The 24,156-nt window shown below is 67.8% G+C and carries 26 protein-coding genes and 1 pseudogene; 9 read left to right on the top strand and 18 right to left on the bottom strand.

The window, feature by feature from the left end:
- Nucleotides 1-35 precede the first annotated feature (35 nt).
- The 6 genes from A5686_RS17905 (at nucleotide 36) to A5686_RS17880 (ending at nucleotide 5,379) form a co-directional block, all read left to right on the top strand.
- Nucleotides 36-878, top strand: coding sequence for an ABC transporter ATP-binding protein (locus A5686_RS17905; protein WP_067937037.1), 843 nt, complete (start codon nucleotides 36-38; stop codon nucleotides 876-878).
- Nucleotides 875-1,693, top strand: coding sequence for an NUDIX domain-containing protein (locus A5686_RS17900; protein ID WP_067937035.1), 819 nt, complete (start codon nucleotides 875-877; stop codon nucleotides 1,691-1,693). Before A5686_RS17905 ends, A5686_RS17900 begins: the two co-directional genes overlap by 4 nt.
- Complete coding sequence (locus tag A5686_RS17895) at nucleotides 1,690-2,454, top strand: enoyl-CoA hydratase (protein WP_156750130.1); 765 nt, start codon at nucleotides 1,690-1,692, stop codon at nucleotides 2,452-2,454. The genes A5686_RS17900 and A5686_RS17895 overlap by 4 nt, the downstream gene beginning before the upstream one ends.
- A gap of 10 nt (nucleotides 2,455-2,464) precedes the next feature.
- On the top strand, nucleotides 2,465-3,436 hold the full coding sequence (locus tag A5686_RS17890; RefSeq protein WP_067937029.1) for a class I SAM-dependent methyltransferase: 972 nt from the start codon (nucleotides 2,465-2,467) through the stop codon (nucleotides 3,434-3,436).
- The gene (locus A5686_RS17885; RefSeq protein WP_082947692.1) at nucleotides 3,394-4,626 is read left to right on the top strand and encodes an SAM-dependent methyltransferase; all 1,233 of its coding nucleotides are present in this window, start codon (nucleotides 3,394-3,396) and stop codon (nucleotides 4,624-4,626) included. The genes A5686_RS17890 and A5686_RS17885 overlap by 43 nt, the downstream gene beginning before the upstream one ends.
- 69 nt (nucleotides 4,627-4,695) lie before the next feature.
- Entirely contained in the window at nucleotides 4,696-5,379 is a 684-nt protein-coding gene (locus tag A5686_RS17880) for an esterase (RefSeq protein WP_067937024.1), read from the top strand.
- Between the two features lie 114 nt (nucleotides 5,380-5,493).
- Here the strand turns inward: A5686_RS17880 and A5686_RS17875 are convergent, their stop codons facing one another.
- Both A5686_RS17875 and A5686_RS17870 read right to left on the bottom strand, forming a co-directional pair.
- Entirely contained in the window at nucleotides 5,494-5,880 is a 387-nt protein-coding gene (locus A5686_RS17875) for a hypothetical protein (protein ID WP_369829721.1), read from the bottom strand.
- Between the two features lie 24 nt (nucleotides 5,881-5,904).
- Entirely contained in the window at nucleotides 5,905-7,155 is a 1,251-nt protein-coding gene (locus tag A5686_RS17870; protein ID WP_197520620.1) for a PQQ-binding-like beta-propeller repeat protein, read from the bottom strand.
- 207 nt (nucleotides 7,156-7,362) lie between these two features.
- On the opposite strand from A5686_RS17870, the gene A5686_RS17865 reads away from it, so the two are divergent.
- The gene (locus A5686_RS17865; protein ID WP_067937013.1) at nucleotides 7,363-8,100 is read left to right on the top strand and encodes an acetyltransferase; all 738 of its coding nucleotides are present in this window, start codon (nucleotides 7,363-7,365) and stop codon (nucleotides 8,098-8,100) included.
- Here the strand turns inward: A5686_RS17865 and A5686_RS17860 are convergent.
- From A5686_RS17860 to A5686_RS17845, 4 genes are all read right to left on the bottom strand, one after another.
- On the bottom strand, nucleotides 8,097-8,648 hold the full coding sequence (locus A5686_RS17860) for a DUF4333 domain-containing protein (protein WP_067937010.1): 552 nt from the start codon (nucleotides 8,646-8,648) through the stop codon (nucleotides 8,097-8,099). The genes A5686_RS17865 and A5686_RS17860 overlap by 4 nt on opposite strands.
- Nucleotides 8,649-8,904: 256 nt before the next feature.
- Nucleotides 8,905-10,233, bottom strand: a complete 1,329-nt coding sequence (locus A5686_RS17855) for a deoxyribodipyrimidine photo-lyase (protein WP_067937007.1) — start codon at nucleotides 10,231-10,233, stop codon at nucleotides 8,905-8,907.
- Between the two features lie 3 nt (nucleotides 10,234-10,236).
- Entirely contained in the window at nucleotides 10,237-10,716 is a 480-nt protein-coding gene (locus A5686_RS17850) for a TspO/MBR family protein (protein WP_067937004.1), read from the bottom strand.
- The gene (locus tag A5686_RS17845) at nucleotides 10,713-12,815 is read right to left on the bottom strand and encodes an MMPL family transporter (RefSeq protein WP_082947688.1); all 2,103 of its coding nucleotides are present in this window, start codon (nucleotides 12,813-12,815) and stop codon (nucleotides 10,713-10,715) included. The genes A5686_RS17850 and A5686_RS17845 overlap by 4 nt, the downstream gene beginning before the upstream one ends.
- Before the next feature lie 148 nt (nucleotides 12,816-12,963).
- On the opposite strand from A5686_RS17845, the gene fni reads away from it, so the two are divergent.
- Both fni and A5686_RS17835 read left to right on the top strand, forming a co-directional pair.
- Nucleotides 12,964-14,010 carry a type 2 isopentenyl-diphosphate Delta-isomerase gene (gene fni / locus A5686_RS17840; RefSeq protein ID WP_067936993.1) on the top strand — a complete coding sequence of 349 codons (1,047 nt, stop codon included), beginning with the start codon at nucleotides 12,964-12,966 and terminating at the stop codon, nucleotides 14,008-14,010.
- 11 nt (nucleotides 14,011-14,021) lie between these two features.
- Nucleotides 14,022-15,272: a glycosyltransferase gene (locus A5686_RS17835; protein WP_067936991.1), complete on the top strand. Its 1,251-nt coding sequence runs from the start codon at nucleotides 14,022-14,024 to the stop codon at nucleotides 15,270-15,272.
- Here the strand turns inward: A5686_RS17835 and A5686_RS17830 are convergent.
- The 12 genes and pseudogenes from A5686_RS17830 to crtI form a co-directional block, all read right to left on the bottom strand.
- Nucleotides 15,269-15,841 (bottom strand): MarR family winged helix-turn-helix transcriptional regulator, encoded by a 573-nt coding sequence (locus A5686_RS17830; RefSeq protein ID WP_067936988.1) that lies wholly within the window; start codon nucleotides 15,839-15,841, stop codon nucleotides 15,269-15,271. The genes A5686_RS17835 and A5686_RS17830 overlap by 4 nt on opposite strands.
- 207 nt (nucleotides 15,842-16,048) lie before the next feature.
- Nucleotides 16,049-16,381: a DUF3140 domain-containing protein gene (locus tag A5686_RS17825; RefSeq protein WP_067936985.1), complete on the bottom strand. Its 333-nt coding sequence runs from the start codon at nucleotides 16,379-16,381 to the stop codon at nucleotides 16,049-16,051.
- A gap of 31 nt (nucleotides 16,382-16,412) precedes the next feature.
- Nucleotides 16,413-16,628 (bottom strand): DUF2945 domain-containing protein, encoded by a 216-nt coding sequence (locus tag A5686_RS17820; RefSeq protein WP_067936983.1) that lies wholly within the window; start codon nucleotides 16,626-16,628, stop codon nucleotides 16,413-16,415.
- Nucleotides 16,625-17,061, bottom strand: a pseudogene (locus tag A5686_RS27655) (hypothetical protein). Before A5686_RS27655 ends, A5686_RS17820 begins: the two are co-directional and overlap by 4 nt.
- A gap of 331 nt (nucleotides 17,062-17,392) precedes the next feature.
- The gene (locus A5686_RS17810) at nucleotides 17,393-17,782 is read right to left on the bottom strand and encodes a DUF2784 domain-containing protein (RefSeq protein ID WP_067936981.1); all 390 of its coding nucleotides are present in this window, start codon (nucleotides 17,780-17,782) and stop codon (nucleotides 17,393-17,395) included.
- Nucleotides 17,783-17,818: 36 nt separating this feature from the next.
- Complete coding sequence (locus A5686_RS17805) at nucleotides 17,819-18,829, bottom strand: DUF5914 domain-containing protein (protein WP_067936979.1); 1,011 nt, start codon at nucleotides 18,827-18,829, stop codon at nucleotides 17,819-17,821.
- A complete protein-coding gene (locus A5686_RS17800; RefSeq protein ID WP_067936978.1) occupies nucleotides 18,826-20,352 on the bottom strand; it encodes an FAD-dependent oxidoreductase in 1,527 nt (508 codons plus the stop codon). The genes A5686_RS17805 and A5686_RS17800 overlap by 4 nt, the downstream gene beginning before the upstream one ends.
- The gene (locus A5686_RS17795; protein WP_067936976.1) at nucleotides 20,349-21,068 is read right to left on the bottom strand and encodes a class I SAM-dependent methyltransferase; all 720 of its coding nucleotides are present in this window, start codon (nucleotides 21,066-21,068) and stop codon (nucleotides 20,349-20,351) included. Before A5686_RS17795 ends, A5686_RS17800 begins: the two co-directional genes overlap by 4 nt.
- Nucleotides 21,055-21,366 carry a lycopene cyclase domain-containing protein gene (locus A5686_RS17790; RefSeq protein WP_067936974.1) on the bottom strand — a complete coding sequence of 104 codons (312 nt, stop codon included), beginning with the start codon at nucleotides 21,364-21,366 and terminating at the stop codon, nucleotides 21,055-21,057. The genes A5686_RS17795 and A5686_RS17790 overlap by 14 nt, the downstream gene beginning before the upstream one ends.
- Nucleotides 21,363-21,686: a lycopene cyclase domain-containing protein gene (locus A5686_RS17785; protein ID WP_067936972.1), complete on the bottom strand. Its 324-nt coding sequence runs from the start codon at nucleotides 21,684-21,686 to the stop codon at nucleotides 21,363-21,365. The genes A5686_RS17790 and A5686_RS17785 overlap by 4 nt, the downstream gene beginning before the upstream one ends.
- Entirely contained in the window at nucleotides 21,683-22,636 is a 954-nt protein-coding gene (locus tag A5686_RS17780; RefSeq protein WP_067936970.1) for a phytoene/squalene synthase family protein, read from the bottom strand. The genes A5686_RS17785 and A5686_RS17780 overlap by 4 nt, the downstream gene beginning before the upstream one ends.
- Nucleotides 22,633-24,153 (bottom strand): phytoene desaturase family protein, encoded by a 1,521-nt coding sequence (gene crtI, locus A5686_RS17775; protein ID WP_067936968.1) that lies wholly within the window; start codon nucleotides 24,151-24,153, stop codon nucleotides 22,633-22,635. Before crtI ends, A5686_RS17780 begins: the two co-directional genes overlap by 4 nt.
- Nucleotides 24,154-24,156 lie beyond the last annotated feature (3 nt).

Raw genomic sequence — 24,156 nt, 5'->3', positions numbered from 1 at the left:
GGCATTCGAGCGTCGGGGTACGGCACGATGGTCGGGTGTCCGAAAACGGAAGCGAGTCAGCCGACCCCGATCTGCTGCTCGACTTCAGGCAGGTGTCGCTGCGGCGCGGCGGAAACGTCTTGGTCGGCCCGCTGGATTGGGCGGTAGAACTCGACGAACGCTGGGTGATCGTGGGGCCCAACGGAGCAGGCAAAACCTCGCTGCTGCGGATCGCCGCGGCGGCCGAACACCCTTCGTCCGGCACGGCTTTCGTGCTCGGCGAGCGGCTGGGCCGGGTCGACGTGACCGAGTTGCGGTCGCGGATCGGCCTCAGCTCCTCGGCGTTGGCGCAGCGAATACCCACCGACGAAGTGGTTCGCGATCTCGTCGTCTCGGCCGGCTACGCGGTGCTGGGCAGATGGCGGGAGCGCTACGAGGACGTCGACTACCGGCGGGCGATCGACATGCTGGAGAGCCTTGGCGCCGAGCACCTCGCGGATCGCACCTACGGAACGCTGTCGGAAGGCGAGCGCAAGCGCGTGCTGATCGCCCGCGCACTGATGACCGACCCCGAACTGTTGCTCCTCGACGAGCCCGCCGCCGGCCTGGATTTGGGCGGCCGCGAGGAGTTGGTCGCGCGGCTGGCCGACCTGGCCGCCGACCCCGAGGCTCCCGCCCTGGTGCTGGTCACCCACCACGTCGAGGAGATCCCGCCCGGGTTCAGTCACTGCATGTTGCTTTCGGAAGCCGAAGTGGTCGCGGCGGGATTACTGACCGACGTGCTGACCTCCGAGAACCTGTCCACCGCGTTCGGCCAAGCGATCGCGCTCGACGTCGTCGACGGTCGCTACTTCGCGCGGCGAGTGCGTACCCGCGCAGCCCATCGGAGGCCGTTATGACGCCACCCGACGAAGCCCCGCTGATCGCACGGCCGGCCGCCACGGTGATGCTGGTCCGCGATGACCCGGCGGGCATCGCGGTCTTCCTGATGCGCAGACACGCCAAGATGGAGTTCGCCGCGGGGACGATGGTGTTCCCCGGCGGCGGTGTCGACGACCGCGACCGCAACGCCGACATCGCCTGGTCCGGCCCGCCGCCAGCGTGGTGGGCCCAGCGCTTCGGCATCGAACCCGACCTGGCGGAGGCGCTGGTCTGCGCCGCAGCCCGCGAGACGTTCGAGGAGTCTGGAGTGCTGTTCGCCGGGCCGGCCGGCGACCCGGACGGCATCGTCGACGACGCTTCGATCTATGGCGATGCCCGGCAGGCGCTGGCCGACGGGACGTTGTCTTTCGCGGACTTCCTGCGCCGGGAGAACCTGGAGTTGCGCTCGGATCTGTTGCGGCCGTGGGCCAATTGGGTGACGCCGGAGGCCGAGCGCACCCGGCGTTACGACACCTATTTCTTCGTGGGTGCATTGCCACAGGGCCAGCGTGCCGACGGGGAGAACACCGAATCCGACCGGGCGGGCTGGACGACGCCGGAGGCCGCCATCGACGACTTCTCCGCCGGCCGCAGCTTCTTGCTGCCCCCGACCTGGACGCAGCTGGACTCGCTGGCCGGGCGGACCGTCGCCGAGGTGCTGTCCGTCGAACGCCAGATCCTGCCCGTGCAGCCGCACCTGGAGATCCAGGGCGACAACTGGGTCTTCGAGTTCTTCGATTCCGACCGCTACCACCGGGCGCGGGAGGCGGGCGGCCTGGGATGGCGGCATTGAGAGAGTTCGTCAGCGTGGTGGTCAGTGACGGCTCGCGGGACGCCGGGCTGGCCATGTTGTTGCTGTCGCGCCCGCCGACGAACGCGATGACCCGCCAGGTCTATCGGGAGGTCATCGCGGCCGCCGACGAATTGGGCCGGCGCGACGACGTCGCCTCGGTGATCCTGTTCGGCGGCCACGAGATCTTCTCCGCGGGTGACGACATCCCCGAGCTGCGGACGCTGCGAGGCTCCGAGGCCGAGACTGCGGCAAGGGTCCGCCAGGAAGCCGTCGACGCCGTGGCGGCGATCCCCAAACCGACCGTCGCCGCGATCACCGGATACGCGTTGGGAGCCGGGCTCACGCTGGCCCTGGCGGCCGACTGGCGGGTCAGCGGCGACAACGTGAAGTTCGGCGCGACCGAAATCCTGGCCGGCCTGGTGCCCGGCGGCGACGCGATGGCGCGCCTGACGCGGGTGGCCGGCGCCAGTAAGGCCAAGGAGCTGGTTTTCAGCGGCCGCTTCTTCGACGCGGAAGAAGCCTCGGCGCTGGGCCTCGTCGACGAAGTGGTGGCGCCCGACGACGTGTACGACGCCGCCGCCGGGTGGGCACGCCGTTTTCTCGAGGGTCCCCGGCAGGCGCTGGCGGCCGCCAAAGCCGGGATCAACGACGTTTTCGATGTAGAACTTCCCGAGCGGCTCGCCGCCGAACGCCGGCGCTATGTCGAGGTGTTCACTGCTGGTCAGGGCGGCGGCGATAGGGCGGATCCCGACGGCCGTTAGGCTGCCCTGCATGACCAGTTCGACCGGCGCCGTTCCGACGCCCCACGCCACCGCCGAGCAGGTGGAAGCCGCCCGGCACGACAGCAAGCTGGCCCAGGTGCTCTACCACGACTGGGAAGCCGAGACTTACGACGACAAGTGGTCGATCTCTTATGATCAGCGCTGCATCGACTACGCCCGGGGGCGCTTCGACGCCATCGTGCCCGACGAGGTGGTGCGCGAGCTGCCCTACGATCGGGCCCTCGAATTAGGCTGTGGCACAGGGTTTTTCCTGCTCAACTTGATTCAGTCCGGGGTCGCCCGGCGCGGATCGGTGACCGACCTGTCGCCGGGCATGGTCAAGGTCGCGACCCGCAACGGACAGTCGCTGGGCCTCGACATCGACGGCCGGGTCGCCGACGCCGAGGGGATCCCGTACGAGGACAACGCCTTCGACCTGGTCGTCGGCCACGCCGTGCTGCACCACATTCCCGACGTGGAGCTGTCGCTGCGCGAGGTGATCCGGGTGCTGCGCCCCGGCGGCCGCTTCGTCTTCGCGGGCGAGCCGACCAGCGCGGGCGACGTCTACGCCCGCGAGCTGTCGACCCTGACCTGGCGCATCGCCACCAACGTCACCAAGCTGCCCGGCCTGGGTGCCTGGCGGCGCCCGCAGGCCGAACTCGACGAATCCTCTCGGGCTGCCGCGCTGGAGGCGATCGTCGACCTGCACACCTTCACTCCGGGTGACCTGGAGCGGATGGCCGCCGACGCCGGCGCCACCGAAGTGCGGACCGTCAGCGAAGAGTTCACCGCCGCGATGTTCGGCTGGCCGGTGCGCACCTTCGAGGCGTCGGTGCCGCCTGGACGCCTGGGCTGGGGCTGGGCCAAATTCGCCTTCAACGGCTGGAAGGCGCTGAGCTGGGTGGACGCCAACGTGTGGCGGCGCGTGGTCCCGAAAGGCTGGTTCTACAACGTGATGGTGACCGGGGTCAAACCCTCCTGAGCGTAGGCCTGCGCTTCAGCCCGAACGACGTAGGCTACCTGCGGTCGCACGCGGGTACCGCGGCGCTTGCGGCGATCGCCGACCTCGAACTGACCGACGCCACCCGGATCGGAGACGTCGCCGCGGCGCGCACCCAATTCGGCGACCGGGCCGCGGTCCTGGTGGAGACGGTCTTGTTGCGCCGCCGCGCCGCGGACAAGCTGGGCGAGCTGGGAGTGTCGGATTGGTTGTTCACCGACGAGGCGTTGCAGCAGGCCACCGCGGCGCCGGTGGCCCTGTACCGGGCCAGACGGCTGGCCGGCGGCGGCAGCGGCGTCGTGCACGACGCGACCTGTTCGATCGGCACCGAACTCGCCGCGCTGAGGGCCTGCGGGATTGCCGCGGTGGGCAGCGATATCGATCCGGTGCGGCTGTCGATGGCGCGGCACAACGTGGGGGAGTCGGCCTGGATTTGCCGCGCCGACGCGCTGCGCCCGGTCACCCGCGATGCGGTGCTCGTCGTCGATCCGGCCCGGCGTGTCGAGGGTCGACGGCGGCTGCGCAGCGACGACTACCAACCCGGCCTGGGCGCGCTGCTAGCCGCCTACAGTGACCGCGACTTCGTCGTAAAGTGTTCTCCCGGAATCGATTTCGATCAGACGCGACGGTTGGGATTCGACGGGGAGATCGAGGTGACGTCATATCGCGGCTCGGTCCGGGAAGCCTGCCTCTGGTCGGCTGGACTGGCGCAGCCCGATGTGCGTCGGCGGGCGAGCCTGCTGGATCGCGGCGAGCAGCTCACCGACAACGACCCCGACGACTGCCCGGTGCGGTCGGTCGGGCGGTGGATCGTCGACCCGGACGGCGCCGTGGTGCGGGCCGGACTGGTGCGCCATTACGGCGCGCGGCATGGACTGTGGCAGCTCGATGCCGACATCGCCTACCTGTCCGGCGATCGACTGCCGGCGGCGGATCGCGGGTTCGAGGTGCTCGAGCAGCTGGTCTTCGACGAACGCCGGCTGCGCCGGGCCCTGTCGGCGCTGGACTGCGGGTCGCTGGAGGTCCTGGTGCGCGGGGTCCGGGTCGACCCCGACGCGTTGCGCAAACGGATGCGGCTGCGCGGGAGCCGGTCGTTGTCGGTGGTCATCGCCCGCATTGGCGCACGGAGCTCCAGCCGGGCGATGGCGTTCGTTTGCCAACCCTCCCGATAGCGCCGGTACGCTGGCGGCGTCACTGCTGAGGGTCACCGACCCGGGCTAGTCTGCGAGGACACTTCCACGATGCGTTATCTGATAGCCGCTGCGCTGCTCGCGGCGGCGGCCTTGGTGGGCTGGCCGGCCGCGGCCGAGCCGCCGTCGTGTGCCGGCCTGGGCGGCATCGTCGAGGCCGGCCAGATGTGCCGTCTGCGCGCAACCGGCCCCAACTACATGCTCAACATGAGCTTTCCGGTCGACTATCCCGACGGGCAGGCGCTGGCCGACTACATCACCCAGAACCGGGACGGCTTCGTCGCCGTCGCGCAGAGTTCCGGGGGGCGCGACCAGCCCTACCAGTTGGAGGCCACCACGGAGCAACACTTCGCCGGGCAGCCGCCACACAACACCCGCAGCGTCGTGCTCAAGTTCTTCCAGGACGTCGGGGGAGCGCACTCGTCGATCTGGTACAAGGCGTTCAACTACAACCTCGGGACCAGGCAGCCCATCACCTTCGACACTCTGTTCCTGCCCGGCGCGACGCCGCTGGACGCCATCTACCCGATCGTGCAGCGCGACCTGGAGCGCCAAACCCCCTTGGGCGCCGCGGTTTTGCCGTCGACGGGACATGACCCGACGCACTATCAGAACTTCGCCATCACCGACGATCAGCTGATCTTCTACTTCGCTCCGGGCGAGATGCTGCCCGCGCTCGGCGGGCCATTGCAGGCCCAGGTGCCGCGCAACGCCATCCCGCCGCTGGCGATCTAGTCTCGCCTGGTGGCGACCCGCTTCATCCGGCTGCGCCGCACTCGCGATCGCCACGGGTCCTGATGGTGGCGACCCGCTTCATCCGGCTGCGCCGCACTCGCGATCGCCACGGGCTCAGGCCGGTCCGGCCTGCAACTCCATCGCCACAGCGGCGAGCGCCAGCGCGACCTGCGCGACGCAACCGATCAGCGGGATGACGAAGGCCCGTCGTTTCTGCCGCACCAGGAAGTACACGGCGACCACGATGTCGACGACCAGCAGGGCTGCGCCGCCCCAGGTGCCCAGGTCCATGGCGCGGTTGATCCAGGCGGGGTCGCCGCATTTTCGGTACCCACAGGGGTCGGTGGTCATCACGAGCAGACCAAGCAGCACAAAGCTCGCCAGGTACAGCCCGCCATGGATGACCAGCAGGACCGACGTCGCCACGATGTCGGCGGCGCTGGTCCGCGGGTTTGCTGTGGTGTTGGTTGTCACGGCGCCCGGCGCCGCGGTCTCGTCGATGGGCACCACAGGGGTATGTCCGGGTCAGGCCGGCGCGAAACCGTAAACCTGGCCGTCGCTGGTGGCCGCCACCACCCGGCGATCGGTGCCAATTGACACCCCGACCGGATATCCGGTGGCCGCTGGCATCGGATAGCTGTCCAACGTGCGACCACTGCCCGGATCGAAGACCAGCAACGACATGCCTGGGGCGCCGTTTGCCGGGGGCCCGCTGGCCACCGTGTAGCCGACGCCGGTACCCGCCAGGCTCGACGTCGACAGAGGCAGGACGTCGTCGCGGCGCCACGCTTGGTCGGCGTGATCGCCGGCATCCTTGAACGCCACCAGTTTCGTGTCGGGGCCGCCGCCGGCCACGATCAACCCCTGCGGGGTGACCGAGGGCGGCGTTTGCGCCAGGAACCCCAGCGGCGCCGACCATTTCACTTTCGCGTCGGCCGCCCGCAGCGCCCACAGTCGTTGGTCGCGGCCGTTGACATAGACGGTCGATCCGTCGGCTGACAGGACCGGGCTGGCGATGACACCGGCGCCCACGGCGTCGCTGCTCCATTCGCGGGTCAGCAGCGGCGTCTGTCCGGGGTGGTACTTGAGCCCCACTAGACCCGCGGCGGGAGCCCCGGGCTGCCAGACGCCGAGCACCACCATCCCGTTAGCGGTCGAGAAGGCGGGGGCGGCGGCGACGGGACAGCCCTGCCGGGCCGGCGTGCAATCAGCCAACCCGCGTGCGGCGTCGGTGGGGTCGACGCCGTCGACCAGGTCGAGTGGGCTGCCGGCCACCTGGCCGCGATGGGAGTCGAAGACCAGTACCTGCCCAAGGTGTGTGGCCACCAGGAGCTGGCCCTGCCCGACGAACCGCGGGGTGGTGGGCATGCCGATGACCGGCTGGCGCCACCGCGTCCACTGCGTTATCGGGAAAGACAGGAGCGCTCCGGGCTGGCCGACGTAGAGATTGTCGAAACCGTCGAGCAGCGGGCCGCCGAAGCCGCCGCCCTGGACCAGACGCACGCACCAGCGCTGCCGCCCGTTGTCGTTGTTCTCCCACTCCATCAGCGAGCATCCCGCCGAGGTCTGGGCGTTGAGGACCAGATAACCGCGCGCGCTCAGCGCCGGCCCGGCGGCCAGGCTTCCCTTTACCGATCGGGTCCACTCCAGCGAGAGCTTGGTGGCCCCGCTGGTCGTGGTGTAGCTGCTGTTGGTGGCGTCGGCGTACGGTGCCGGCCAGCCCTGCGCGGCCGACGCCTCCACCCATGAGTCGGTGTTACCGCAGGCGCCGAGCATGACCGCGAGCGCGGGAGCCAGCACTACCGATGACCAACGCCGGAGCCCATTGACGAGTTGTCGGGCAAGCACCTTCGGTTTTCCAAATCCTTATTGGGAGGGCGGGTCGCGCGGGCAGACCCCGCCGTGCGGCGGCAATCGAGTACAGGTGAGGGTAACCCGTGGCGGTTGGCCGGCTCGCATACGACCGCGTTAGGCTGTCCGGCCATGACGAGCATGTGGGGTGCCCCGGTCCATCGCCGCTGGCGTGGATCGAACCTCCGCGACCCGCGCCAGGCCAAGTTCCTCACGCTGGCCTCGCTGAAATGGGTGCTGCGCAACCGCGCGTATACGCCGTGGTACCTGGTGCGCTATTGGCGGCTGCTGAAGTTCAAACTGGCCAACCCGCACATCATCACTCGCGGCATGGTGTTTCTCGGCAAAGGCGTGGAGATCCATGCGACGCCCGAACTCTCGCAGCTCGAGATCGGCCGGTGGGTGCACATCGGCGACAAGAACACCATTCGCGCGCATGAGGGCTCGCTGCGGTTCGGCGACAAGGTGGTGCTGGGTCGCGACAACGTCATCAACGCCTACCTCGACATCGAACTCGGTGATTCGGTGTTGATGGCCGACTGGTGCTACGTCTGCGATTTCGATCACCGCATGGACGACATCAACATGCCGATCAAGGACCAGGGCATCATCAAGTCCCCGGTCCGGATTGGCCCGGACACCTGGGTGGGCGTGAAGGTCTCGGTGCTGCGTGGCACGTCCATCGGACGGGGGTGCGTGCTGGGATCTCATGCGGTGGTGCGCGGGGTGATCCCGGACTACTCCATCGCGGTCGGCGCACCGGCCAAGGTGGTCAAGAACCGCCAGCTCGCCTGGGAGAGTTCGGCCGCGCAACGCGCCGAACTTGCCGCGGCGCTGGCCGACATCGAACGCAAAAAGGCCGCCCGCTAACCGGCGGCCTGCGGCTGTTCGTCCACCTTGAAGTGGAAGTTGACGTCGCCGGCGTCGACGTCCGTCACGGTCACCAGCACGCCGTACTTGTCCGCGCCGTCCGTGAGCTGACACCGTAACGTCGCGCCCGCAACGCCTTTCAAATTGTCGGGGCAGGTCACCGAATCCGGTCTTCTGCCCACCTGTTGGCCCACCTGGGTGCTGATCGCGTTCGCAACCTGGTTCTTGTCGACGGTCTCGACCATGTCGAACTTGACATCGTTGCCATCGACACTGGTCACCGTGACATTGACGTTGAAGGGCCGGTCTTTGACCTTCATGTCGCAGTTGATCTGTGCCCCGACTTTCCCGGGCAGATCGGTCGGGCAGTTCACCCACTCGGGCTTGTTGCCGGCCGCATCCGTCATTTTGGCGGTGATCTGGCCGGCGACATCCTTCTTGCTCACCGAGCGTGAGGACCCAACCGAACACGAACAGGCGTCGACGCCCGCGATGAGACCGGCCGCCACGCCCGAAATCAGCAGCGTCCGAGTGGTGAAGTTGGTCATTGTCGCCTCCCGAGTGACGGTGAATTGGCTGATCCTGTCACGGTCAATCGGCTTGGTGACGACGATTCAGCAAACGTCTGGTGGCCGGTATGACCGTTGCTGTATCAAGGGCCATCAAAGGTCACTCAGGCCACATCAGTAACGTCTGCGCACTATAACCCGCTTCTCGAATCCGCTAGCGCGGGAGCTAGCGACTCCGAAAAGGCGCCCGTCAGTTCGCGGAGCCGACGCCGACGGGCAGGATGGCGAATCGCGGTCAGATGCTCTGGTAGCGCCGCAGCGCCTCGGCGCGCTCAGCGGCGTGGTCGACGATGGCCTCCGGGTAACCGTCCGGCCGCTCGCCTTTGCGCAGGTGCGCGTCGTCGGCGGAGCGCAGTTCCGGTACCCAGCGCCGGATGTAGTCGCCCGAGGGGTCGAACTTCTCGCCCTGCGTGGTCGGGTTGAACACCCGGAAGTAGGGCGCGGCGTCGGTACCGCAGCCCGCACACCACTGCCAGCCGTGCTGGTTGTTCGCCATGTCGCCGTCCACCAGCTGGTCCAGGAACCATCCGGCGCCCCATTGCCATGGCAGATGAAGATCCTTGACCAAAAACGAGGCCGCGATCATCCGCACCCGGTTGTGCATGAAGCCGGTGTCGCGCAGTTGGCGCATCCCAGCGTCGACGAAGGGAAAACCGGTCTCGCCTGCTTTCCACGCCTCGAAACGGCGGTTGGCCTCGTCGCCGGTGTCGGTCTGGATGCCATCGAAATCACCGTTCCAGTTGCGCCAGCTGGAGGCCGGCCAATGGTGCAGCACGTCGGCGTAGAAGTCGCGAAAGGCCAACTCCCGCAGAAAGGCTTGCGCCCCCCGGTCGTGCAGGTCCAGATCGGCGACCAGGGTGCGGGGATGGACGGCGCCGAACTTCAAGTGCGCCGACATGCGGCTGGTCGAATTCAGATCGGGCCTGTTGCGCTCCTTCGTGTAGCTCTGTAATCCGTTGTCGACGAAGGACTTCCACTGTTTGCGCGCCGCAGCTTCGCCGGCGGCCACCTCGCGCGCAGCGCCCGGATCGGGGATCGGGTGCTGCGCGACCCGCAGCTGCGCCGGATCCAGCCAGCGTGCGGCGGTCGCGTCCGACTTCGTCGGCTCGCGCCAGCCAATCGTTTGCCACTGACGCTGGAACGGGGTGAACACTTTGTAGGGCGAGCCGTCCGGCTTGGTGACGCGGCCGGGCGAGACCAGATACGGCGACCCCGTCGCCACCAGCGGCACCGGGCCCAGCGCCGCGCGAACCCGCTCGTCACGACGCTTCCCGAACGGTGCGAAGTCGTCGGAGATGTGCACCGAGGCTGCGCCGATCTCCGTGGCGATACGCGGAATCTGCGTGTGGGGCTGTCCTCGGGTGACTAGCAGCCGGCCGTCAAGGTCGTCGCGAAGCCGCCGGAGTGCGTCGCCAAGGTATTGCAGGCGGCGTTGCCCCGACGACTTTTCCAGGCGCGGGTCGAGCACGAAGCAGGCGAGCACCTCATCGTTCTCGGCCGCGGCAATGAGCGCCGGATGGTCACGCAACCGGAGATCGCGGCGAAACCACAACAGTGCCGGCATGATCTAGCGGTTGAGTCGCCAGATGTGCGCGGACAGGATGGTCGCGAAGCCACACCACAGCGGATAGGGCGACAATGCCAGCGCGCCGCGGGGTGTGGCTTGGGCGGTGCGCCTCACCAGATCCGCGCTGCTGGCGGTCAGTGCCGCGGCGCCGACCGCGGAAGCGCCGAGTTTGTGATAACCGAAGAACAACCAACTCCATCCGGCGTTGAGGATCAGGTTGATCGCCAGCGCCACGGTGTAGTTGCGTGCCTCGTCATGCTGCCCGGTCGCGCGGAACCGATCGATAGTTACCGCCGACGTGGCCGCGATGTCACTGTAGAGCGTGGTCCACACGGTGGGGAAGGCCGCACGAGTCGGCTGGTATGAGGGTTTGCGAAGCCGCGCGTACCACGGGGAAACGGTGTTTCGGCTGGCGACGCTTCCGGTTCCGGCGGCCGCGGCGACGGCCAGGCTGGTCGCTGTCAGTATCGACCTGTTCACGGTGTACTCCGTTCTGGTTGTTTGCGGTCAGTTTGTCGCTCAACGGGTTTCGCGCGGGTAGGGCTGGTCGGCCACCAGATCCGGTCGCCGATGAGGGCGAACAGGGCCGGGATGACCAGTGTGCGTACCACGAACGTGTCGAGCAAGATGCCCAGGCCTACGATGATCCCCAATTGGGTAAGGACGATCAGTGGCAATACCCCGAGAACGCAGAAAACAGCGGCCAAAACGATTCCTGCGCTGGTGATTACGCCGCCGGTGGCCGAGACCGCACGCACCATCCCGGCGCGGGCGCCGAACTGAGCGGATTCCTCGCGGGCCCGGGTGACCAAGAAGATCGTGTAATCCACGCCGAGCGCCGCCAGGAACAGGAAGGCGAACAGCGGGGTGGTGTTGTCCAGTGCCGGGAAACCGAAGATGTGCAGGCTCGCCCAGCCGCCCATGCCCAGCGCGGCCAGCGCACCCAGAATGGTTGCGGCCAGCAGTGTCGGTGGCGCGAGTGCCGACCCCAGCAGCGCGTACAGGACGATGAGGATGACGGCCAGGATCGCCGGGATCAGCAGCGCCCGGTCATGCGTGGCCGCGTCACGAGTGTCCAGGGCCTGTGCGTCGGCCCCGCCCACCAGTGCGCGGGGCTCGGCGGCCCGCGTCGAATCTCGCAGCGCGGCAACGATGCTGAATGCCCGCTTTGACGACGGCGGCGCGTCGATCACCACCGACCACTTCGTCAGTCCGGATCCCGATCGGCCCGATTCGGTCACCGAGACGACGCCGGGGGTGGACGTGATTGCCCGCCGCACCGGTGCGGCACGGTCGCTGGGGCTGACGACGAGTGTCGGGTTGGCCAGTCCGGCCGGGAAATGTTCGGCCACAACGTTGTAACCGGTCACCGAATCCGCGCGTATCCGGAACTGCTCGGTCTGCGACAAGCCGATCCGAGTGCCCAACAGCCCGGTCCCGAGAGCCGCCAACACTGCGATCGCGACCGCCGCGACCAGTGCGGGACGCCCGCCTACCCATTCCGCGACTCGATGCCAGCCACCGGAATCCAGGGTTTCGTCGTCGCCGGCGTGCGGGATGAACGGCCAAAACAGTCGCCTGCCGCACGCGGCCAGCAGCGCGGGCAGTATCACCAGGACCGAGATCGCGGCAACCAGCAGGCCGCATGCCGCCAACGCGCCCAGGCTGCGGGTGCTCGGAGTGGACGCGAACAGCAGGGTCAGCAGCGCCAGCACCACGGTGGCGTTGCTGGCGACGATGGCCGGCCCCGCCCGGCGCACGGCCCGGCGCAACGCCACGCGATGCGCGGAATGGTGCCGAAGTTCTTGGCGATATCGAGAAATCAGCAGCAGTGCGTAATTGGTCCCGGCACCGAAAACCAGCACGCTGGTGATCCCGGATGTGGCGCCGTCGAAGTTCAACCCGGTCAGCGACGCCACCGCCGTGCCGACGGCCGCGGCCACGCGATCGGCGAAGCCGACCACGAGCAGCGGGATCAGCCACAGCACCGGGGAGCGGTAGGTGGCGATGAGCAGGAGCGCCACCACCGCCGTCGTCACGGCGAGCAAGGTGATGTTTGCGCCTGTGAAGGCGCTGGCGATGTCGGCGCCGAATGCCGGACCGCCCGTCACGTGAGCCTGCAGGTCGGCGGGCAGACCATTGGCCGCGGCCGTGCGCAGCGCGGCCACGGCGTCGGCTAGGGCAAGCCCGGACATGTCGGCGCTGATCGGCACGACACCGAAAGCAGCTTTTGCGTCCGAGGAAGTCCTCAGAGGCGCCGTCGGCGCGATCGCTTGGGCTTGCGCCTCCTGCATCCGAGTGCGTGCGGCCTCGGCGGCGGCGACATCGGAGGGGCTGAGAACCCCACCGTCGGTGCGGCTGACCACAATGATCAGCGGGGGTTTGTCGCCCCCCGGAAACTGCTTGGCCAGGGAGTCGACCTGCGCCGATTGAGCATCGAGTGGAAGGGATCGCGGGGACTGGCCTGCGGCGGCGTTGCCGCCGATGAGAGCCATGGATGCGACACCGAGCAGGGCCGTGACCAGCGCGAGCAGCCATGAACGCCGGCCCGTCACAGCGGCGGCCACGGAATCCCACATCACCAGTAAAACCCTTTCATTTTGTTAAATATTAACCGACTGAAATGATGCGTCGCTGCGTGGCAGTGCCGGCGGTGGGTAACAGGGGGCACTATGGACATTATGAACGCGGGGCTGCAGCGGTGGCGGATGCGAGGGGGGACCTGCGATGGCTGCTGACGGTGGGGAGATGAAGAGCCGCAAGCGGCGGCACATCGACGTCTGCCTGAACGAGCCGGTCGGCTATGCGGGCGTCACGAACGGGCTGGACCGCTACGAACTGCCCTACAACGCGCTGACCCAGACAAATCTGGGCGACATCGACTTGTCCACCAGCTTTTTCGGCGTCAATCTGCGGTCTCCGATTCTCATCGGTGCGATGACGGGGGGCGCCGAGCTGTCGCGGACCATCAACCGCAATCTGGCCGCGGCCGCCCAACAGCTGGGTCTGGGCATGATGCTGGGTTCGCAGCGGATCATGTTGGACAGTGCGTTGGGGGAGCGCGCCGCCGAGAGCTTCACGGTGCGCGATGTGGCCCCGGATGTCTTGCTGTTCGGCAACATCGGCCTGGCTCAACTGACCACAAGCGCGGTACCGGATCTGGCCAAGGCCCTCGACCGGGTGGGTGCCGATGCGCTTGCCGTGCATACAAATCCGCTGCAGGAGGCGATGCAGCACAACGGCGACACGGATTTCTCGGGGTCGCTGAGCCGGTTGCGCCGGACAGTCGAAACCCTTGACTTTCCGGTGCTGCTCAAGGAGGTTGGGCACGGGATCGGTGATGCGGCCGTCGCGGAACTCGTCGGGGCTGAAGGCGAATTGCCGGTCGCCGGAATCGATGTCGCCGGCGCCGGAGGCACGTCGTGGTCGCGGGTCGAACAATTCGTGCGATACGGCGAACTGCGCTATCCGCACCTGGCTGATTGGGGTATCCCTACGGCTCGCGCCATCGTGGAGGTGCGTGCAGTTCTGCCGGCGATTCCATTGGTGGCATCCGGTGGCATCCGTACCGGCATGGATGCGGCCAAGGCGATCGCGCTGGGCGCCGATGTGGTGGCGATGGCGCGGCCGCTGCTGTCCGCCGCCATCGAATCGACTGCCGCCGTGGTCGATTGGTTGCAGCCCTTCATCGACGAGCTTCGCATCTGCTTGCACGGCTGTGGGGCCGCCAAGTTGGCGGACTTGCGCGATGTCGACCTCATCCGCGTGGCCTAGGTACGCGCGACGTGGCTGTCATCCTGGCGTACGGGTCGCCTGCCCTGGGGCATATGCTGCCGACTGGGGCGCTGCTGGCCGAGCTGGCCCGGCGCGGCCATGACGTTCATCTGCGCACCATGTCGGCCGGCGTGTCGACGATGCGATCGGCCGGCGTGCACGCCGAGCCGGTTGACCCGGGAATCGAAGCCATCGCCGGCAACGACTGGCAGGCACGAAACGCTATGGGAGTACTGAAGTTATCGATCGACGTGCTGTGCCGGCGGGCGGTGCTGGAGGTCGACGATTTCCGACGTGCGGTGGACGAGGTCCGGCCGGATGCGCTCATCGTGGATGCGAATTGCTGGGGGGCTTTGTCGGTCGCGGACGCCGGGAACATTCCGTGGCTGATTTTCTCGCCGTTCACCCCATACTTGCGCTCGAATGGGGTGCCACCTTTCGGTCCCGGTATGCGTCCGCTACCTGGCATCGCCGGCTACATTCGTGACGCCGGGGTGCGACCGGTCGTCAGGCATGTGTTCGACCGGCCGATGTTGCCCCGTATCAACGCTATTCGCGCCGAGCTGGGCCTGCCACCGGTGACATCGGTGGACGGCTTGTTACGACGGGTGCCACTGCTGTTAGCGGTCGGGGGTGAGCCGTTCGAATACCCGCATTCCGGCTGGGCCGGCCTCGTGCACCACATCGGTGCCTGCGTATTCGAGCCCACTCCGACGGCAACACCGGAGTGGATCGACGCCATCGATCGTCCGATGGTACTGGTGAACACCTCCTCGCTGCGGCAGGCCGACGAGGCCCTGGGACGAATCGCGTTGCGCGCGCTGGCCGACGAGGACGTTCACGTGGTTGCGACATTCCCGGCCGGCATACCCGCCGATCTGCCACGTACGGCGAACGCGACGGTACGCCGATTCATGCCGCACGCGGCCATACTCGGCAAGGCAAGCTGCGCCATCACCCATGGCGGGATGGGCACGACGCTGAAGGCACTCGATCGTGGCGTGCCGGTGTGTGCCGTGCCATTCGCACGCGACCAGGCCGAGGTCGCGCGGCGGGTGGAGGTTGCACGTTGCGGTACCCGCCTGCCGGCCAAAAGGCTCACGGAGGCGCGGCTGCGGGCAAAGGTGCGCCAGGCAATGACGATGGTCGACGGAGCGCGCCGGGTGGCCGCCGGACTCGCCGCAACGGGAGGCGTCGGCCGCGGTGCCGACCTGATCGAGCAGCGGCTACTGGGCCGCGTTGCCGGGCGGCCGGCGCACTAGCCGCCACGCTTCGCGGGACTGCGACGGCCTTTCGCCGCAGAGCGCTTCGGCTCGGCGGCTGACGCTGCGGGATTTGTTGCGGCGAGCCGCGATTCGAAGCGGGCCATTGCCTCGATCATCGACGTGAACACCCGATGCGCCGCGGCCAGGTCGCGATCGGGAAGATCGGCCAGCGCGGTGTGTAGTTCGGCGCTAAGCGGAGTGAAAAACGAGCGGGCCAGGGCCATCCCCTGTTTCTCGTAGCGCAGCAGGGTCTTGCGCCGGTCTTTGGGGTCGGGTTCGCGCCGGACGTGGCCGGCGTCGATCATTCGATCGACAAGATAGGTGATGGCGGCCGGTGACACGTCCATGCGCCGTCGCAGCTGTGCCGCGGTCAACGGTTCTCCGGCGGTTTCGGCAACCATGATGTGCAGCAAGGCGTGGAAGTCGCTGCCACTGACATCGTTCTGGCGGGCGAAGTGCCGGCCAATACGGTCGGATTGCGCAGTGATCGCGCGCATGTCGGCCGACATCGTTTTCTCGAGTTCGGCCCGGTCTAATCGCCGGTCAGCGGCGGCGCGCTTGGTCACTTACCCGCATCCTTCTTGCAAGATACGCCGGCCAGCGTATCGGCGACCGCTAATCGCGGCCGGCGAAGCGCCCCGGTGTTTCTCCTCTCGCCCATGTCGGGCAAACGCAGAGAGCAAACACGCGCGCAGCGTTCGCAGTGCGATCGGCGGCCCTCAGCCTACGGCATCCGCGGCGGGCGGCGGCTCGACCGCACCCAGCGGGCACTGTCAGGACTTCGTGGGGTCGTGGCCCCAGTTCATCAAGGAGTATCGCCACGGACTCTCGTCGACCTTGCCACGCGGACGTTGCGCCAGGTGGCGTTTGGCGTAGCCGACCACCTTTCGCATGTGTGCGTAGTCGGCATCGGTGAGGTCGGCGCGTTTGGCCTCGAGGATCTCGACGATGTGCCGGCCACTGGCGTGGCCGGTGGACTCGTCGCCGCCCTTCTTTTCGCCGACACTCTTCGATTCCTCGGTGTCGAGCCATTTATCCAGCTCGCCTGCGGTCATGTTGACGGTGTCCCGGAATTGTCGCCAGGCGGTTTCTCGGTCGTCTGTCATGGTAAGCCCCGCTCAATCCTGTTGAGGCGCATCACTTTGCGTGGCGCAGCGCATCTGGCTTGTGCACGGCATCCGCGCCCGTCTTGTCGCTGCGCACCTTGTATTGCGGGTCATCCTTGGAGGCCCGCACCGTGCGTCCGGCCGCTTCGGTGTCGGAGGTGATTTTGCCCTCCACGGTGCCCCGGACGGTGGTGCCGTGGCTTTGCCACTCTACTTTGTCTCCCTTGCTGAATTCCTTGTTGCTCATAGGGATTCACCTTTCGCCGATTCATCATTGGGGGACGCGGTGTGCGGCGGGTGGCCGGCGGTGCCCCGTCGCTTTTTCAAGCCCATCTCATGGACGTGACGGCGACCGTCGGTGAGCCGGGTTCGCACCAGCTGTTCGGTCTCTTTGAAACAGCGGTAGTAGCCGTCGTCGTACTCCTCGATGACCTGGAAGCTGCACCTGCCCGCAGGACGTTGCGCCCGATCAGCTCGCAACTGATGTGTTGCGCCAGATCGGCCTCGCCTATTTCGTTCAGTCGCGCCACCGCCTCGTCGAGTCGCAGACCGGCGCGACCGGTGAGCTGATGGAAGTAATACAGATGCCCGCGGGCGGGCCCGATGGTTTCCAGCGCCTCGGTCACTCGTCCTGCGGCCTGCACAACGCCGTCGATGTCGGTGCCAGACCCATCGCTCAACACGTTCCTCCCCCGCACTGGCCTATGGCATTCCCGCCGCAGGGCGGCCCGAATCATCGAGATAGGGATTCGGTTACTCCTTGACCCAGCAGGTAAGCCTTCGGTAATAAGCGAGTGCCGTGGAGCACCATGTCGCGTTTGAGCGGGTGCCCCTCGGGTATCTGGTCTGACGATGACCGTGATCGAGACTTCCCGGCGCCTGGGGCGGGCGGAGTGCAAGGCGTTGCGGTTGCAACGACGTTTGTGGCTAGCGCAGCTGGCCATGTGGCCCACCGTGGTCGTGCTGGCGCTCGTGCTCGTCGGTGGGGTGCTGTGGGTGGTGCGGCGCCGGTCAACTGGCGGTCGGCATGCCGCGGCGCCCGCGGTCGCCGCCCCTGCGGGCCAACAGACTCCATGAGACGGCGGCGGCGGTGAACGCGAGCGCCTGCGCAGCGCCGACGCGGCCGGGCGGCACGAAATGTCCTGTCACATAACGGTCTATGAATCCGGACGTGGGCAGCGGATCCATTTCAGCGCGTCGGCGCGCCCACGATTCCACTGACGTCAGTGGGCAGCGCAGCCTGAGCACCACGACTGCGACGCCCCAGGCCACCGCGGGCACGTGCAGGACGATGGACTTGGGCCAGCGCAGCGCGAGGAAACCTCCGCACGGCACGTACAGCAGGTAAGCCAGGTGAGCGCCGACGGTCACCGCGACGACAGCGACGTAGGGCTTGCGCACGGTTGGATTCTTCCACGCGTAGCGTCCGGTCCCGGGCTACTTGTGGCCGGTGCGCACCTGGTAGCGGCGTTCGGCATAGGCGAGATCATCGCGCCACAATTTGGTGGCCGCATAACGCATAATCGGTGTGATCAACGGCGCCACCCGGGAAGCGCGCGTGAAACCGGGCCGCTCTGAATGCGCGATGGTGGCCTCCAGGACGGCGGTACGCGGGCGGCCGTCGGGACTCGAACCCATTGGCGTCGCGTGGGTTTCGACGACACTGCCGGTCCCCTCCCCGTCCACGATGCGCATGACGATCGTGCGGGCTTCCGGGCAACTGAACTCCGCGACGACGGGCACTCCGAGGCGTCCCATCCGGAAGGTCACCGCCACCAGGAATCGGTCGGCCTGTTCGGTGGGAGTCGTCAGCACGTCGAGCCGGGTGAACGAGTAGGGGTGAAACCACGCGCCGTGCCACGGGTCGAGGCGGTTGGCGATGATGTCACTCGGTTCGCACACACCTACCATGCGGGCGACCGCGCTCAGGGTGTCGCCCGCCGGCCGCTGCGGAATCACCGGCCGATCCAGCGGTTCCTCCTTGCCCACCGCGTCGAGCCGCACCCAGGCCAGGACGCCGTCGTCGTGACTGGGCAACGGGCTCCAGCCGAATTCGCGAGCGCGTTCGTCGAGGGTCAGGCCGTGCCAGCGGCAGACCAGCGCGCCCTGGTGCACGGTGCCCGTGGCGAGGTCCGCCCCCAAATGGGGACAACTGCGCGGCCCCACGCACAACCGGCCCCGGTCGTCGCGCCAGGCGACGACGTCGACCCCGGCGACGCGCGTGCCGAAGGGTCGCCCGCCGGGCACCTGGTCGCTGGCGGCGAACACGTACCAGTTGCCGGTGGGTTTGCGCTGTGAGCGCCGCAGTGCGGCCTCGATGATGGCGGGTTTCGCGTCGCGATATGTCGGGCGCTGATCCGCCCATGACATGCGCGGAAGCACCTGTAGCGGCCACCCTTTGGTCCGGGTGACGGCCAGGCGTTGTTGAAGCTGTTCGCGGAACTTCATGATCGGCTGGATCTTTCGCGGTCGGCAAGCCATCGCAGCAGTGGCGACCGGCCCTGGGTGGGTACCGTGGCCAACGGGTGTCCGGCCAACCCCCATCGTTGCAGGAGTTGGTTCGCGGCGCACCAGCCGGTGGTGGCTGCCCGCTCCATGAGTGCCACCGGCAAGTCGATGCGGACGGCGTCGCCGGCCAACAACAAGCCCGGCGTCGGCGTGGCGACCGGTGGCCGGCAAAAGTAGGAGCCGGGCGAAAACAGCGGGCAATCGCTGCGATGCAGCAGCTTCTCGTGGACGATCTGTGCCGCAGCGGTTTCCGGATAGACCCGGTGCAGTTGGCGTAGCGCGGCGGCGCGGGGCGGCTCGGAATCCAATGCGTACGAATGCAGTTCGACAACCGAACCGTGATGCGCGGCGGCCCAGTCGCGGGCTTCGCATTCGTAGCGCTCCAGCACGCTGATGTTGTCGAGCGGCTCATGGCCGGCCGTGCCCAAAAACGCCGGCCGGTGCGCCGCGACCGGGCGGTCGAGCCACAACCGGTGCACGGCGAACGGCGGCGCGGTGCGCAGTCGCGATATCTGGGCGCGCCAGTCGTCGGTGCCCAGGTCCCTCGACGCCGCGACAATCCGCTGCAAACCCGCGATATCGGTGGCCAAGACGACGGCATCGACCTCAAAGTGCTCATCTGGATCGGTAAGCACCTTGAAGCGCCGCGTCGAATCCGCGTCGATGCTCAGCACCTTGGTGGCGAGCCGGAACCGCACGCCCCGCCCTTCGAGATAGGCGCGCAACGGCTGCCACAGCGCGCTGTCATAGTTCGCCGAGGGCACGTCGAAGATCAGGCCTTCGGAGGACCCCAGGAAGTAGATGTGGAACATGGTCGCCAACTCGGCCGCGGAGAGCTTGGCGGGGTCGGCGAAAAAGCTGCGGGAGAATACCTCGAACGCCAGATGCCGTGCGGCCTCGGGGAAGCGGATGTCTTCGAGAAACGTGGCGGCGTCGGTGTGATCCAGGCGCTCATACGTGCCCGGCACCGAGACGGCGGCCAGCGGTGCGGCGGCGCGGGCATCGATGCGGGTGAAGTCACGCAGCCGGAACGTAGGGCTGCGCGCCGCGAACACCACGGCGTTCCACGGTGGGGTACGCGGCAACCCGCGGAAGCTGTCACGCCGGCCCGTTCCGTCGATCAGCGGGTAATCCTTTACGGGAGTAAGCATCCGCAGTTGCGGGTCGATCCGGCTCAGCAGCGCGCGCAGGTTGTAATACTGTCGGAAGAACGCGTGGAAGCCGCGGTTCATAGCGAGCTCGGCGCCGCCGTCCCGCTCGGTCCAACCCCCCACCCGGCCCCCGAGGTAGTGCTCGCTTTCGATGATCTCGACGGCGACGCCACGCTCGGCCAGCCCGGTGGCGGCCGCCAGCCCGGCGATCCCGCCGCCGACGACGGCCACCCGCGGGCGCGACGCCAGCGCCTTTGCATCGGGCAATCCCGTTGGCGCGGCGAACGTTCGGCGATGCCGGTCGGCTGTCATCGTGGCGCATCCGCCAGGAAGGTGTGCACAATGTTGGCTTCCCAGCCGGGCATCGTTTCGCTGTGCACCGCGGTGAAGCCGGCGTCGGCAAGGCGAGTCCGGAATCGCTCGGCGCCGTCGAACGCCAGCACGCTGCGCCACAGGTAGCGATACAACCCGGTGTCGCGGGTGCGCCACCACCCGGCGGGAATGATGATGCCCCAACACACGGCGTGCCAGATACGGGTGGCCGCAGGGGAATCGCGCACCGAATATTCGTGCACCGCCAGCGTGCCGCCGGGGCGCAAGAGCTCGCGGAACCTGCACAGCTGGGTGTCGCGGTCGGCCACGTTGCGGATAAGGTAGGCGGCCAGGATACCGTCGAACGGTCCGGTGATCCCGTGCTGTGCAAGCTCTTCGACCGGGGTGTGCACGAAACGCACCGAACCGGGCCAGTGCTTGGCGAGCGCCGCGTCGAGCATTCCCCGCGACGCGTCAATGGCGACGATGTCTGCCTCGGGCGCGACGGCCAGCAGCGCCGCCGTCGAAGCGCCCGTGCCGCATCCGGCATCGAGTAACCGGAACCCCTTACCGCGGGCGGGAATCCGCATCCGTCGAGCCGATAAAATCAGCTGCGCGTGGTAGCCCGGGCTGGCACCGACCAGGCGGTCGTAGGCCGCAGCTCCCGCGTCGAACGCGGCCGCCAACTCACCCGGGCCCGCGTCACCCACGCGCACGCTGCCGCTCCCACAGCAGTAGCACGGCGGTGACCAACGCGAAGCCGAATAGAAAGTCTTCGACCGGGATGTCAAAGGGGAAACGCACGCCACTGAGCCCTCGATCGTCATAAATGACGATGGGGGAGCTGAGTTTGGTCAGCCAGCCGTCGACCGGGATCTGAAATCCCAGCACGATCAGCATCGACAGCCAGTACGCCGGGCGCCGAAACAGGCCGGTCCGAAATACCACCAATTCCATGGCACAGACCAGCAATACCGCCAGCGCGGCCGGCAGGGTGTAGCCAAGGCCGTTCATCGGCGGTGCACCTTTTCCAGAATGGTGGTCACGGCGTTGTAGGTCAGCAACGCGCACACGGGAATGACGAGGAAGAACAGTACCTCTTCGACCGGCACCCGGAACGGGATGCTCAGCCCGCACAGGTAGGTAGGGTCGTACGCCCACACGTGCGCGGCGATTGCGATCTCATCCCAGACCAAAAACACCACGGCCACCGGCACGACCGCCTTGATGACCCGTCGGTACTGCCGGTAGACGCCGGGGCCGAAAATTTCCAGCGGCGCGGTGATCACCAGGCACGCGGCAAGCACAGCCAGGTATTGCCACCGATCGCTCATGCGGCCCCCGATTGACGAACGCCCTGCGCACTGTTGCGCGCCCGCCACGACCGTATCAGCCCCGCACCGGCGACTCGAAGCCGTCGCGCCTTGCCGACGGTGGCGCGGTGATCGAACACGGCGAAGTCGCTTCTTTCGATGCAGTCCAAGATCTCGGAATACAGCGCGGCCGCGGTCGCTACGCAAGGTCGCGATCGGGCGGCCAGCGTGGCGATTCCTTCCGTCGCGAATTGGTAGGTTTGCCGGGCGATTTCGTGTTGGGCCGTCAGGGCCCGACGTACCCGGGGATCGGTGCGGCGGTGCGTGTGGCACCAGGTCAACAGCTCACGGTCGACGCCGTCGGCGGCCAGCTCGTCGGCCGGCAGATACACCCGGCCGCGCTGCAGGTCCTCGTCGACATCACGCAGGAAATTGGTCAGCTGGAACGCCCGGCCCAGTGCCGCGGCGTACGGCGCGGCCTCCTGGGCGGGCGTCACCGTGCCCAGTATCGGAAGCACCTGCAACCCAATCGCTTCCGCGGAGCCTCGCATGTATAGGTTGAGGGCCTTTCGGTCGGGATAGTCGGTGACCGTGAGGTCCATCCGCATCGAAGCCAGAAAGTCCTCGAACAGCCCTGCGCTGATCTGGTAACGCCGCACGGTATCGGTCACCGCCGCCACCAACGGATCTTTTAGGTGAGCATCGCCGGAGAAGAATCGCTCCGACAGCTGCTGCAGCCGGCGGCTGCGGACGTCGGCGCCGACCTGCGGGTCGAGATCGTCGAGGATGTCGTCGGCGTACCGGGCGAATCCGTACAGCGCGTGCACCGGCGGCCGCTGGTCGGGCGCGAGCAGCCGGGTGGCCAGAAAGAAGGTGCGGCCATGGGTGGCGTTGAGTTCGCGGCATCGGCGGTACCCGTCGCGCAGCCGCGGATCGTCGATTCCGGCCGCGGTCAACTCGCTGCGTATCATGGCGAGCCGGCTTTCATGTCGAAGTATGCGGTCGATCGTGTGGGGATGCCGGTGACGCGGTCGGCGGCGAGCCGCCCGGAGATCAGCGTGGTCGGAACTCCGACGCCGGGCACCGTGGAGGACCCGGCGAGCACCGCATTGTCGATGCCTCGCACCATGTTGCCCGGACGAAACGGCCCCGTCTGACCGAACGTGTGGGCCAGCGCGAACGGACTGCCGGCCGCCATGCCCTGCCGCGCCCAGTCGGCCGGTGTGACGACATCCAAAACCGTTGCGTCGTAAGGCAAACCGGGTAGCATCCGGTCAGCGACGTGCGAGATCATGTCCTCGACATAGGCGTCGCCGGTGCTGACCCAATCGATGGTGCCCCGCTTTAGGTTCGGCGCCGGGGCAAGCAGGTAGAGCAGATCGCGGCCCTCGGGAGCCAGGGTCGGGTCGCTGGCCGTCGGCCGCGTGACCAGCAACGACGGGTCCCGCATGAGTTGCCCGTCGTCGACGATGTCGGTGAACGTCTGGTCCCACGCGTCGCCGAACAGGATGGTGTGGTGGGCCGTCTCGGATGCGACGGCAGGACAACCCAGGTGCGCCACGACTGCCGAGGGTGACGGACGCAACCGCACCGGGCGACGCGGTGTGCGGCCCAACAACCCGTAGGTCTGCGGCAGCTCGGTGGTCAGCACCACCGCGTCGCAGGGGATGCGTCCGGACTGCTCGCTCAGCGCGGCGCTGACCCGCCCGCCCGTGCGTTCGAGCGCGGTTACGGTTGTGCCGTAACAGAATCGGACGCCGGCGTCGGCGGCGGCCGCGGCCAGTGCATCGGGCAGCGCGCGTACGCCCCCGCGCGGAAACACCACACCCGAGATGGTGTCCATGTAGGCGATCACGGCGTAGACCGCCAGGGCATCACGCGGCGCCACGCCGGCGTACAGCGATTGGAAGGTGAAGATCCGCTGCAACCGTGGGTCGGTGATGTACCGCTTGACCATTCGGTCCCACTTGCGGAAGCCGCCGATCGCGATCAGCTGTGCCAAGTGCGGGGTGAGCAGCGACAGCGGCGAATCGAAGTTCGCGGCGATGAAGCCGTCGAATTCGGTGCGGTACAACCGTGTCAGCCATTGTCGAAGCCGTCGGTAGCCCGCCGCCTGATCGACGCCGGCGAAGTCTGCCACGGCGTCGGACATCCGATCGGCGTCGCTGTGCACGTCGAGCGCACTGCCGTCGGCGAACACGGCGCGGTAGGCCGGGTCGACCGTCATCAACTCCACGCGGTCAGAGAGCCGCTCGCCCACGGCCGCGAACGTCGCGTCGATGATGTCCGGCATGGTCAGCACCGTCGGCCCGGTGTCGATCCGATAACCGTCGATGTCGAGGCGACCGGCCCGCCCGCCGGGCCACGGCTCGCGCTCCACCACCGTGACCGCCCGCCCGCGGCCGGCCAGGTGCAGTGCCGCGGAAAGGCCGGCCAGCCCGGCGCCGATCACCACCACGTGATCTGAGCGCCCTTCGATGGTCCGCATGAT

It is taken from the genome of Mycobacterium sp. E2479 (genome assembly GCF_001667925.1).
Lineage (GTDB): Bacteria > Actinomycetota > Actinomycetes > Mycobacteriales > Mycobacteriaceae > Mycobacterium.
This window is presented reverse-complemented; position numbering and strand designations above follow the sequence as displayed.